5 protein-coding genes are annotated in these 13295 nt (G+C 57.6%); 1 reads left to right on the forward strand and 4 read right to left on the reverse strand.

Going from position 1 to position 13295, the window contains the following annotated elements:
- Positions 1 to 219: 219 nt before the first annotated feature.
- Both FTO74_RS15090 and FTO74_RS15095 read right to left on the reverse strand, forming a co-directional pair.
- On the reverse strand, positions 220 to 3042 hold the full coding sequence (locus FTO74_RS15090) for a M14 family metallopeptidase (protein WP_162538887.1): 2823 nt from the start codon (positions 3040 to 3042) through the stop codon (positions 220 to 222).
- A 75-nt stretch (positions 3043 to 3117) separates the two neighbouring features.
- Positions 3118 to 4023 (reverse strand): alpha/beta fold hydrolase, encoded by a 906-nt coding sequence (locus FTO74_RS15095; protein WP_220399030.1) that lies wholly within the window; start codon positions 4021 to 4023, stop codon positions 3118 to 3120.
- Between the two features lie 437 nt (positions 4024 to 4460).
- Here FTO74_RS15095 and FTO74_RS15100 point away from each other — a divergent pair, with 437 nt between their 5' ends.
- On the forward strand, positions 4461 to 6029 hold the full coding sequence (locus FTO74_RS15100) for an amidase (RefSeq protein WP_162538889.1): 1569 nt from the start codon (positions 4461 to 4463) through the stop codon (positions 6027 to 6029).
- Between the two features lie 148 nt (positions 6030 to 6177).
- Here the strand turns inward: FTO74_RS15100 and FTO74_RS15105 are convergent, their stop codons facing one another.
- Together FTO74_RS15105 and FTO74_RS15110 are read right to left on the reverse strand one after the other, a co-directional pair.
- Positions 6178 to 9642, reverse strand: coding sequence for a TonB-dependent receptor (locus FTO74_RS15105; protein WP_162538890.1), 3465 nt, complete (start codon positions 9640 to 9642; stop codon positions 6178 to 6180).
- Between the two features lie 177 nt (positions 9643 to 9819).
- The gene (locus FTO74_RS15110) at positions 9820 to 13263 is read right to left on the reverse strand and encodes a TonB-dependent receptor (RefSeq protein ID WP_162538891.1); all 3444 of its coding nucleotides are present in this window, start codon (positions 13261 to 13263) and stop codon (positions 9820 to 9822) included.
- Between the last annotated feature and the right edge of the window lie 32 nt (positions 13264 to 13295).

A 13295-nucleotide genomic window follows, 5' to 3' on the forward strand; every position in this document is an offset into this window, starting at 1 on the left:
TTGCTTCTGAGGTAGGTCCGGGCTTTAGCCCGGACATTAAAACTCGCCCCAGACGCGGGCTTTAGCCCCCGGGGTATGCTTTCTTCACTCGGCCACAGAAGCAACAGCAAAAGCGCCCTAACGCCGGGCGGGCGGCACTTCGTGCTGTTCTCAACGCTACGCGTAAAGACAAAAAGGGGAGACGCTCAAAGAGCGTCTCCCCTTCTTACAACCAACAACCTACTTCAGTTCCACAGGAGTCGCCGGACCATACAGCAATCCATTGAACAGGAACTTGAAGGTGGAATGCGGCTGGCCACGGAACGTAATCTCCGGTCCAAACAGCAGCACCTTCCCCTTCCCGACGTTCGCCTGAGCCACAGCCACAGTATTGTTCAGATACTGCTGACCCCACGCCCAGCCGCTATCCAGCAGATCGCCGCCGCCGTACCACGCAATCGTCTTCACACCCTTCTTCGGAGCATCCGGATTCAGCCGAAACGCCGGGCTGCGATCGAAGAAGACATCCACCTTATCCGGCATACCATAGCCAACCGGGCTGTCCGTATCCACCTGCGTCCGCAGCAGCGTACCGGGGATGTAGAACTTCTCGCCCGAGAGGTTCATGGGCTTACCCTTGACGATCTCCGTCTCGGCGCTCGAGATCGGCAGCTTCAGGTAGTCGTAGATACCGGCGCTCGAGCTTCCAATCGCCAGAATTGTACCACCCTCCTCCACAAACTTCTGGAGCTGAGGAACAGTCTTCTCGCGGGTGATGTGACCGAGCCACGGCCGGAACTCAGCCGGGATCGACTCCGCAGCAGGCTGCGTGTTGCGGTTGTTCGCCAGGCTGTCGCGCCCCGGCAGCGAGATAGCGCCATCGGAGAAGACGATGTCGTCATACTTCGCCTTCAAGTCGCCCGCGTCCAGAACCTGCGGGTGGATAACCTCGAACGGGAACTCGAACTGCTCCATCAGCCAGCGTATCCAGCCCGAGGGCATCAACCCGCCGTACTGGTCGTACAGGCCGATCTTCTCCTGGTGCAATTGCAGAGCCTCACCCGTGGGCCGCGTGGTAACCGCGGTCGCATTGACGCCAAGCTCCTTGGCGGAGGTCTCAAGGATCTTCTGCGCCTCAGCCGTGTACGGAATCCAGAGAGTGCCGGTGCTGGTGCTCTTGACCGGAACCGTGACCGAGGGGCTCAGCCAGTAGACCTTCTGGTTGGCCTTCAGGAGCCGGTTGGTCAGCGTAAACGCATCGTTGTAGGAGTGGCTCACGAGATATCCAGCGGGCTTGGCCGGTCCGGTGATGACGCCCGGAATCGGCTGCGCCAGATCGGTCGTGATCTTGGCGAACGGCCCCGAGAAGCCGTCCAGCTCACGGTCGAACTGCACGCCCATCTGGAAGGCAAGCGTCCAGCCGGTAGCGTCGTACGGACGGACCGGCGGGCCACCCGGATAAGCAAAGTCGTTCGGGTGATCCTGCGGCTCGAAGAGATCGAGCACGTGCGGACGATAGGCCTGGTTGCACATCACCACGTAGGAACCCTTCGGGTAGCTCTTGCCCGCGACGGTGAAATCAGAGGTCGCCTGTTCGATCTCGACACCGCTCTTCATCAGCGCGTTGACGAACTTGGTCGCCGTGGGGAAGTCGGGCTGATCGGCCGGGATGATGAAGCCACGCGGATCGCGCTTGGCCGGATCATGCAGGATGGTGTTGTAAAGATCGGGCGGAGCGACTATCGCCTCCTCGAAAGGGTTATCCGAGCGGCGGGCCGAGGCAGGCTTGGCCTTGTCGGCAGCCTCATTCAGCGCGGTAATCCGCTTCGGCGTCACAGTCCACGAGTCCTGGTTGCCACGCTCGATGGAGTTCTTGCCCATCCGGTAGGTGTCATAGAGCAGGTGTGCCTTCTCGCGCGAGGCGTAGTCGAGCACAGCCCAGTTATTAGTCTGCTCGTAGTCGATGGACTGGCGATAATGCCAGATCTGTGGCTTCACCGGGAAGGGCAGATCGTTGGTCGGCAGTTGGCGCGTGGGCACTAGAGGAAGCTGCATCGGCGTGGGGCTGCCGATGATCTCGGTCAGCAGACCGGTCATGTTGTGGAAGTAGGTGACCGTGCGCAGTCCGCCGTTGTACCAGGTGGAGTAATTGGCCGCGCTGCGCATACCCGAACCCGGCTTGTTCTCCTCGATCAGGCGCTCGTGCATAGCCGCACCGACCGCCTCGATCTTCATCACGATCAGCGGATCGAAGTGGTAGTTGAATGGATCGCGGAAGGGCGGCATGAAGATGACCGCGCCTTCGGGACCGGTCTGATGGTGGTTGTACATGATCTGCGGATACCACGTCCGGAAGAGAATCCGGCTGATGTTGATGGTCTCCGGCATGTTGTTCATGTAGAAGTCACGGTTGTCGTCGTGGCCCACGTACTTGTGCCACAGGCGCGGCGTACCGGCGTCGTTGCGGCCGTTCATGGCGCGCTTCTCGGGCACAGGCTCGCGCATGTACCAGTCGGCGACGAGGTCCATACCGTCGGGATTGTCGAGCACGCAGAGTACGATATCGTCGTTCAGGATGCGCAGCGTCTCCGGGTCGGTCTTGCTATTGAGGCCGTAGACGGTCTCAACGATCTGCTGCGAGCCGACGGTCTCACCGGCGTGCAGTCCGCCGTCGATCCAGATGACGGCCTTGCCCTCCTCCGAGAGCTTATGCGCCTCTTCGTCGGTCAGGTTTTCGGCCCGCGCCAGCTTCTCGGAGATCTCACGATAGTGATCCAGCTTGGCGATATTCTCGGGCGACGAGATGATAGCCATCAACTGACGGCGGCCCTCCGCAGTCGGCCCGATATCCACCAGCTTCATGCGGTCCGACTCCTTGGCCAGCGTCTGCCAGTACTTGGTCAGTTGCACGTAGTTGGCCATGTGATAGTCGTCGCCGATGTTGAACCCAATCGACTCTTTGGGCGTCGTGATCTTGCGCGGCGCATCGGTCTGCGCGACGCTCGCTTGCACGGCGGCCAGGGCCAGTCCTGCCAGGGGCAAAAGCATCCTATGCTTCTTCATTCCGGGGTAGCTCCTTCACAACGAGTTAAGAAAACGAGTTAGAAAAAGTAAGTCGTGGGAAACAATAAGTGCTTGTTACTTGACCTCGTGATCCGGATGCAGGTACTTGGCCAAAAACAAGTAGATCTCGTGGCGCGATTCGAGCGCCAGCGGCGAGTCCATGCGATTGAAGTAGTGACCTCCCGGCGCATTCTCGTAGATCTTGTAATCGAACTTCTTCCCCTCGGCCTTGAACGCCTGAATCAGGTGCTCCACCTCAAGGAAGTTCACGTCCTCATCGTTGGTATTGGTATGCACCAGCAACGGAGTGTCTAACTCCTTCACATGGTTCACCGGCGAACGCTTGCGGTATTCCTGAATGTCGTCGTGCACCGACTCGCCCAGGTGATATGGGGCTGAGTAGATCTGGCGATAGGCCTCGGTCTCATAGCCCATGCGCGCCACCAGGTCGCTCACCGGCACACCCGCATAAGCCACCGCATAGTCATGCGGATGCGCGAAGATGTTCATCAGCGTAATCAGGCCGCCGTGGCTCCAGCCCACGATGCCCACACGCTTCGGATCGAGGAAGCTATAGCGGTCGAGCATCCACTTCATGCCCAGGTACACATCATCGACCTCGCGGCCACCGTAGTCGATGTCCTCATAGTAGCCCTGGCCGTAGCCGGTGCTGCCGCGATAGTCCGTCGCCACAATGGTGTATCCCTGCTGCAGCAACTCGCGGATCTGGTGCGCGTCGATCGTGGTGTCGAGGCTCTGGTGCACGCCCTGATGAACATAGACGATCAGCGGCTGCTTCTTCGACCGGTCCAGATTCTTCGGGATAAACGTGTACACATGAATGATGAGCGGGTTAGTCGCTCCGGGCTGCTTCGGGTGCAGGGGATGCGCCGGGGGCAGGCCGCCGTACTCACTCTTGTCGATCTCGGCGATATCGCCGACCTTCTGATACCAGAGCAGGTCGTCGATTCTCTTAAGCACCTGGTCCTGTCCGGCGTTCGCCCCCCGCTCCACAGGAGCAGGCGCAGCAGCCGCAGCTCCACGAGCCGGCCCCGCATTCTGAGCCGACGCTTGAAATCCGGCTGCGAACAAAAGACTGGAAGCAAGAAGGAGAGGGAGGAAAACCCTGGGCTTGCGTGAAACGCAGATCCTACGTTCCCCAGAAGTTGGGATGAACATGATTCGATATGCTCCTTGAGGGCCCTGATTGTAAGTCGATTGAGACTCCAACTATACGTCATTCGTGATTTCAGAAACAGGCTAAATCGCTACATGCGGACGATTAGCGTACAACCCGTCGCCTTTCAGCACCTTCTACAAAAAGCTCTGCCCCACACCTGCTTCTATCTCGCCGTGGATGCAGTACTTTCGCGTACTATCAAAATCAAATCACCTACATCCCTGAGGTAAGCAAACCTATGGAACAGATAAGTCGACGCCAGTTCATGTATCTGGGCACGGCTCTCGGTGCAGTCTCCGCCTTGGATCATGGCAGCACGCTCGCGTGGGCAGCCGATACGCCCGACCAGCTCGTCACTCTCAGTCTCGCCCAGGCATCGCGCCGCCTGCACGCGCGCGAAATTACCTCCGTTGAACTAACTCGCGCCTACCTGGACCGTATCGCCGTCTATAACCCCAAGCTCAACGCCTTCATCACCGTTATGCACGAAGAGGCGCTGGCCCAGGCCGAGTTACTCGACAAAGAAGCCAAGGCCGGTCACTTCCGCGGCCCACTCCACGGCGTGCCCATCGTCCTCAAGGACAACATCGACACCGCCGGGGTCCGCACCACTGCGGCCAGTAAGGTCTTCGACGACCGCGTTCCTGCTGAAGATGCCTTCATCACCGCCCGCCTCAAGGCTGCCGGAGCAGTCGTCCTCGGCAAGGCCAACATGCACGAGTTCGCCATGGGACACACCTCCTCGGCGACTTACTTTGGCCCGGTACGCAATCCCTGGGCCCCCGATCACACCCCTGCAGGCTCCTCCGGTGGCTCCGCCGTGGCGGTCAGCGCCGACATGTGCGTCGCCGCCCTCGGCACCGATACCGGCGGCTCCGTGCGTATGCCCGCGGCTTACTGCAGCATGGTCGGCCTCAAGCCGACTTACGGCCTCGTCTCCATTCGCGGCATCGTTCCGCTGACTTACTCGCTCGACCACTGTGGCCCCATGACCAAGACCGTCGAGGACGCGGCCATCCTGCTCAACGCCATGGCCGCCTACGACAAGCTCGATGTCGGCAGCGTCGAGCATGCGCCCGAAGACTATACCCAGACGATGAAGCAGCCCATTGCGCAGATCCGTCTCGGCATCCCGCGCGCGCCCTTCTACGATCGTCTGGACGAAGATACCGCAGCCGCCATGGAGGCTGCCATCGCCGTCCTGGCCAAGCTCACCGCCAGCGTCAAGGACGTGCACCTGCCCAGCACAGGCGGCTTCTCCGCGCTTTCTCTCAACGGCGAGACCCAGGCCTACCACCAGGAGCTGCTCAAGCGTAACCGGGGCGGCTACTCCATCAGCATCGCCCGCAGCCTTGAGGGCGGCCGTAAGTCGCTCGACGATGTATCCGAGGAGCCCTGCGCCGACAAGGTCATCGACTACATCCGCTCCGCCTGGCAACTTACTCTTACCCGCCGCACCATCGACGATGCCTTCACCGACTTCGACCTGGTTGCACTACCCACCATGCGGCTCATCGCACCGACCATTAATCTCGCCCTCAGCCGCGAAGAAGACCCCAAGCCCCGCGAGCCCGAGGTCGACAGTAACTGCACGCCCTTCGATATCTGGGGCATCCCAGCCATCTCTATCCCCTGCGGATTCTCAAAGACCGGCCTACCCATCGGCCTGATGATCGCCGGTCCCCGCTTCTCCGAAGGCAAAGTCCTGGCACTGGCCCATGCCTACGAGCAAGCCACCCAGTGGCACCTCAAGAAACCCACCCTGACTCCCGACATGGTTATCCCACCCGTAAATCGTAAGTCGTAGCTTACTCAACTAACTCACTTATAAAAGGCTGGACGGAATTTCCGCCCAGCCTTTTTACCTATACCTCACGAACTTATTCGAAATAACAAAAAAACCACGCCAGGGATAACTCCCTGGCGTGGCTCAGTATTACAGGTTGACCGACGACTTAGAACAGCACCTTCACACTGAACTGCATCGAACGGGGGTCGTTGGCCTGGGTCAGCTTACCGAAGTTAGACTGACCGAACTCACCAGTCGATGTTCCGAGCGGGTTATAGAAGTTCGGGTGGTTGAATACATCGAACGCCTCAGCGCGGAACGCGAACTTATAACGCTCCGTAACATCGAACATGCGCTGAATCGCTACGTCAGTATTGTCATAGTTGGGTCCGATCAATGCATTGCGCGATTCGTTTCCGAACTGGCCAACAGCATTTGCTGTGAAAGCAGCCGTGTTGAACCACTGCGCCACTGTCTTAGGACCATTGTTGGGGTTGGCGATTACATTCGGACGATCTGCTCCGCCATTTGTCGAACCCGAGTTATTCGTTGCCATTTGGATGGTAAACGGGCGACCCGTGTCATAGGAGAAGATACCCGAAAGCTGCCATCCGCCGGCGAGAAGACCAGCAATACCGTTAGTCAGGAACGGCTTCCCTTTACCGAAAGGCAGCTCATACACCGGGCTGATAACGAGGCGGCTTCCAACGTTGAAGTCAGAGGTGCCCTTCTCAGCCTGAAGATTGAAGCTGTCCTGCGGGGTTCCATTAGACGAATTGCTGCCGCTGGCATAGCCAGGTGCATTGTCGATGGAGTGAGCCCATGTGTACGCGAGGATGAAGGAGAAGCCATTGTGATAGTTTTGCTGCGCCTTCACCGTCAGTGCATTGAAGCTTGCATGTCCCACGCTCAGGAAGAGAGTTGGATTGCTGATTTGGTAGTACTGACCATTCAGAGTTGAAGAGCCAGTCGGTCCAACCGCATATGCTCCAGCAGCATTCACTGGTCCAATCGGATTCAGAGTGGCTGCCGGTGTCACAACACCACCCGCCGAAACCGTCGGAGGTCCTACATTCGTTAGTGGCGCATAACCAATGGCCTTGCCGTTGACAATTCCAGTGATAATCTCCTGGTTTGGCTGTACCTGACGTGCTATCTTGGCAGTCTCGCTTCCGATATAACCAACAGTCAACGTCATGGTCGGAGTGACCTGACGTTGAACATCCAGACCCCACTCATTCATATACTGCGTCTTGAAATTTTGCCCAATTCCATACGGAGCAACACTCGTAAAGGGATGAGCAAACGATCCATCCGCCGTGCCACTAGGGAAAGGCGAATTGTCAATCTGGATTGGAGCTGCAACCGTGCTGGTAAAGGTCTGGTTGAGACGGAACGGAGGATTGATGCTCATATCCAGGTTCGCGCCGTTTCCGATGGCAGGTGCGTTATAGAAGACTCCGTAAGTACCATGGACCACCGTCTTGTCATTGCCAAAAGGCTGATAGGCAAAGCCCAGACGAGGAGCAAAGTTATTGAGATCCTTGCCGTAAAGGTACTTTCCGATGCCATTCTGACCAGCAACCGCCATAGTTCCGGCAGAGTTCTGACGAGTACGTCCGACAAAGCCTGCAGGCAACTCATAGCTCGCCATCACATTGTGAGCATCGAAGGTTGGCGCAAAGTACTCGTACCGCAAACCAACATTCAAGGTTAGTGTGGGAAGAACTTTCCAGTCGTCCTGCAGATAACCACCGTAGTAGCTGTACTGAGCCTGGAAATTAGGGGCCTTCGGAGAACGGCTGGACTGGTAAGCTTCGCCGGTATAAAGGTCCGCAATCGTATTGCCTGTGCTCAGGAGGTTGGAGGTGCTGAAGGTGAGTGAACCTGTGCCCAGCGCGACATAAACGTCGGTATAGCGGGCCTGCAACATGTTCACACCAAACTTCACGTTGTGCTTGCCGTGCGACCAGCTTACGTTATCCACCATGTTGTAGTGGTTGTCCCAACGATGCTGAGGAAGGTTCTGATAGGGGTGGAGAGTAGCAATTCCCGAAACCGTAGTCGTGGGAGCACCACCGTTGATCGCGCTGGAGACAGTAGAATCACTGAAGGCAGCAGTACCAAGGCTCGCAGCGTTTGCAGCGGCATTGTTCACATCCTCACCGGTGCGCGGCTGCTCCAGACGGTCATAACCAATACGGAACTCATTCAACCAACGCTCGTTGACAATGTGAATCCAGTTGACGCCAGCCAGAGTGGAGATCTGGTTCGTGGTGCAACCAAAACCTGGGATCTGGGAGGTTCCGCAAAGCGAGTTCTGCGGCTCAAAAGACGGATCGTTGAACCGGTTGAACTGGACCAGGAGGGAATCCTTATCCGAGATCTTGTGGTCCACGCGTACCGAATACTGGTCCAAATTCTCCGTACGCTCTTCATCGAAGGTGTAACCGGGAGTTGCAGTTGCGGTCGAGTAACCAGGGCTGGGAGCAGGATAGAGCTTGAGCAGAGCGAGACCTTTGGCGCTCATGCTTGAGGTCGGAATCTTGTTGAAGAGATAAGGAGACGCCGAGTTGCCCGGTGCATGAAGCTGCTGCGAAGCTGTAGTACAGATACCAGCAGAGGTGAATCCTGTGGTACAGACCGAACTGAAGTCGCCATTCAGCATGGCAGGATTAGGAACCGTGGTCGTAGAGGCAACCGGCTGCTTCAGACGCATTCCTTCGTAGCTGAAGAAGAAGAAGGTCTTGTCCTTGATGATCGGACCGCCGATGGTCGCACCGAACTGGTTACGGATGAGGGTCGTAGGCGTGTTCGGAATGGTGAAGTAGTTCTTGGCATCGAACTGTGAGTTACGGATGAACTCGAAGACGTCGCCATGGAATGCATTGGTGCCGGTCTTGGTGATAACAACCACCTGGCCGCCCGAGGTACGTCCATACTCAGCCGAGTAAACACCAGTAAGCAGCTTGAACTGGTCGATCGCTTCGACCGAAGGACGGAACGAAGGCGCCATTACGTTCTGGTCGTTGTCGTCGATACCATTGACGGTAAAGGTATTTGCAGTCTCGTTGTTACCCGACACGTTGAATCCACCGCGGAAGCCGAGGGTGGAGTTCTGTCCCGGCATGTAAGCAGCTGGAGAGAGCAAGGCCAAACCGTAGAAGGTACGTTGGTTCAGCGGAAGACCGACAACCTCCTGGTTGTTGATAACGGAACCCTGCGAAGAGCTTTCCGTATCGGTCACAGCCGCTTCGGCGTTGACAGTAACTACATCGCTCGCAGCTCCCAGGGTCATCGCAACATCCAGCGATCCTTCCTGTCCGACTGCAAGAACAATGCCCTTCAGGAGCTTCTCGCTGAAGCCCGGAGCCTTTACCGAAACCGCATAATTACCGGGATTCAGGTTAGTTACGCTGTAGCGTCCGAGACCATTGGTAGCTACAGTTCTGGTGATTGCGGTATCAACATTCTTGATGCTGACCTCCGCGTTCGGAATGGTGGCGCCTTGCGGATCTGAAATCTGTCCGGTAAGGGAAGCCTGCGTCTGCTGGGCCAAACTGGGGCGTACGAACAAGAACGCACACGCCAGTACTAAAAATGACAAGAAACATTTTGTAACAGACTTCATCGAATATGTCCTATCTGCGTAAGCTGTTGGGCTAAGACGTGGATGGAGCGCTGAACTGAGCAACATGGGAGAAATGTGGCTCAGCAAAACGAAATTCTGTTAGTTGGTTAAGCGTGAGTATACCCCCGTGTGGGGGCATACCCAAACTTATTTATCAAAATAGGTACTATTTTGTGATTAGAAGAGGATCTTTGCGCTGAACTGCATCGATCGTGGGTCATTCGCCGTAGTCAACTGACCGAACCTGGTCGTTCCGTAGTTATAGGTAGTGGCAGCGAGTGGGTTGAAGAAGGTCGGCGTATTGAAGACATTGAACGACTCGGCACGGAACGAGACGTGATACCGCTCCGTGATGTCGAACATACGCTGGATCGCAACGTCGGTATCGGTGTAAGTCGGCCCGATCACGATATTGCGCCCTGCCGTACCGAACTGGCCAAAGTTATTCGGAGCAAACGCGGCGGTATTGAACCACTGCGCCACCGTCTTAGGACCGTTGTTCGGGTTACCGATCAGGTTAGGACGATCGGCACCTACACCGGAGCCGGAACGGTTGTTATTCGGCATGGAGACCGTGAACGGGCGTCCCGTGTCATAGGTATAGATACCCGAAAGCTGCCATCCACCCGCGAGCGCCGCCGCTATACCGTGAGTTAGAAACTGCTTGTTCTTACCGAAGGGCAGCTCATATACCGGGCTGATCACAATACGCGAACCTACATTGAAGTCCGATGTTCCCTTCTCCCCCGGTAGATTGCGAGAGTCCTGGGGCGTACCGCTCGACGCCGCGCTGGTGCTGGCATAGCCAGGAGCGTTGTCGATGGAGTGCGACCAGGTATAGGCAACATTGAAGGTAAGCCCATCGTGATAGTGCTGCTGCAGCTTCACCGTCATCGCGTTGAAGTTAGAGTGCCCATTGCTGACGTAGTAAGAGACCGCCGTGCCGGTAGGAGAGAGCGAATAGTAATAGTTAAGTGCTCCGACTGGACCAAGCAGCGGCACAGCAGTCTTGCCATCCGCCAACGTGCTCAGCGGATAGTAACTGGTCACTGACGTCGCCGATGCCGCTGTCACAATACCCTGATTCGGTTCGACCAGACGCGGCAGGCGGACTCCCTGATTTCCCAGGTAGCCAAGCGTAAGCGTCATCGTCGGCGTCAGTTCTGTCTGCACATCCGCGCCGTACTCATTCATATAGAGAGTCGCAAAGTTCGGATCGATACCTGTGAAGGTCGTATTCGTAAACGGATGAGCCGTCGAGCCGTCTGGCACCGAACCCGTGAAGGGGAATGGGTTATTGTCCATCTGGATCTGGGTCTGTGCGGTCGCCGTCGTCCGGCTCGTAAAACTCTGGGCGAGCCGGAAGGGAGCGCCGTCTCCCTGGCCAAGGTTGACGCCGTTTCCGATCGCCGGCGAGTTGTAGTAGATGCCATAGCTGGCGTGAACCACGGTCTTGGCATTTCCATAGGGCTGCCAGGAGAGGCCGAGGCGCGGCCCGACATTATTAATGTCGTCGTTGTAGATCTTGGAGCCGTAACCACCAACGCCTGCAACGACCACGCTTCCCGGAAGTCCGGGCGCTGTCGGCAACCGATAGCTCTCGAACTGGTTAGCACGATCCTGCGTCGGGCTGAAGTACTCGTAGCGCACGCCCATGTTGATCGTCAGGTGCGGCGTCGCCTTCCAGTCGTCCTGGATGTAACCCGCCGTGCTGGTATAGAAGTAGTGCATCCGCGGCGCGCTGGTATTGCGGCTCGACGTGGTGGCGTACCCAAGCGCCAGATCGGCGATCGGGCTGCCCGTCGAAATATTATTGTTGCTGGCCGAAGGACCAGTGAAGGCGAAGTTACTGGTGCCGTTCGAGACGAAGACGATTGAGTAGCGCGCCTGCAGCAGGTTAATGCCGAACTTGACCGTGTGGTTCCCATGCGACCAGGTCGTGTTGTTGACTAGGTTGTAGTGGTTATCCCAACGATGCTGCGGCAGGTTGCCATAGGGGTGAATCGTCGACAGGCCCGTCACGCTGGTCACAGGAATGGTGCCGACCTGGCTCACCGAGGCATCGTTGAAGGCGCCGGGAACCGCGGGAAACGCCTTGTTGTAATCCTCTCCGATACGGGGCTGCTCCAGCCGGTCGTAACCGAACCGGAACTCATTCAGCCAGTGCTCGCTGAAGACGTGGATCTCGTTGACGCCCGCCAGGGTCGAGATCTGGTTCACCGTGCAACCGAATCCCGGAATCTGCCCCGAGGAGCAGAGCGAGTTCGAAGGCTCGAACGACGGGTCGTTGAAGTAGTTGTACTGGACCAGCAGCGAGTCCTTGTCGGAGATCTTATGGTCGACGCGCGCCGAGTACTGGTCGATGTTCTCGGTCCGCTCCTCGTTCAGCGTATAGCTCGGAGTCGCGACAGCGGCCAGGTTCTGACCGGCATCGGGCTTCGGGTAGAACTTCAATAATGCCAGCCCACGCGTGCTGAAATCACTCAAAGGAATCTGATTCCGGAGATACGGATTCCCTCGCGCATAGAGCTTGCCCGATCCACTGGGAGGCACGATGCTATAGAGCTGCTGCGAAGCCGTATTGCAGAGGCCCGCAGAGTTGAATCCCGAGGTACAGACCGTGCTGAAGTCGCCGTTCAGCATGGCCGGGTTCGGAACCGAACCGCCGACAACCGTCGGCTGGGCGAGGCGAAGACCTTCATACCCGAAGAAGAAGAACGTCTTGTCCTTGCGGATCGGGCCGCCGATCGTTGCGCCGAATTGATTCCGGCGGAAGGTCGTGGGAGTTCCGGGCACCGTAAAGTAGTTCTTCGCGTCGAACTGAGAGTTGCGAATGAACTCGAAGACGTCGCCGTGGAAGGCATTGGTTCCGCCCTTGGTGATGACGACCACCTGTCCGCCCGACGTGCGCCCGTACTCAGCCGAGTACACGCCCGTCAGCAACTTGAACTCCTGGATCGTCTCCACCGACGGACGGAACGACGGGGCCATCACGTTCTGGTCGTTGTCGTCGATACCGTTGACGGTAAAGGTATTGGCCGTCTCGTTATTACCCGCCACGTTGAATCCGCCGCGGAAGCCCAGCGTCGAGGACTGGCCCGGCAGATAAGCCGCTGGCTCAAGCAGTGCCAGCGAGTAGAACGTACGCTGATTCAAAGGCAGCCCGACGACCTTTTGGTTGTCGATAACGCCGCCCTGCGAGGAGTCCTCCGTCTCGGTGATCGCCGCCGAAGCGTTTACCGTCACCACGTCGGTGGCCGCGCCCAGCGAAAGAGCCACATCCTGCTGCCCGTTCTGAGCAACCTCCAGCGTGATGCCCTTCAGCACCTTCTCCGTGAATCCGGCCATCTTCACCGTCAAAGAGTAGTGGCCGGGGTTCAGGTTGGTCACGTTATAGCGGCCAGAGCTGCTGGTCTCAATTACACGGCTATTCCCCGTATCCACGTTCGTAATGGTTACTTGGGCACCTGCCACCGTAGCGCCCGAAGGGTCCGTCACCTGGCCAGTCATAGTGGCCTGGGTCTGCTGAGCAAAGCCAACCGGCATCAAGCCGACTGGCGCAAATGTCACCGTACTGGCAAGCACAAGAGCGAGGAAGAGGTTCTTCGTAACACGCTTCATTGATTTTGGTCTCCGCTGAAGATCCGAGTAGC

Origin of the sequence: Granulicella sp. WH15, assembly GCF_009914315.1 — a bacterium.
Classification (GTDB): domain Bacteria; phylum Acidobacteriota; class Terriglobia; order Terriglobales; family Acidobacteriaceae; genus Edaphobacter.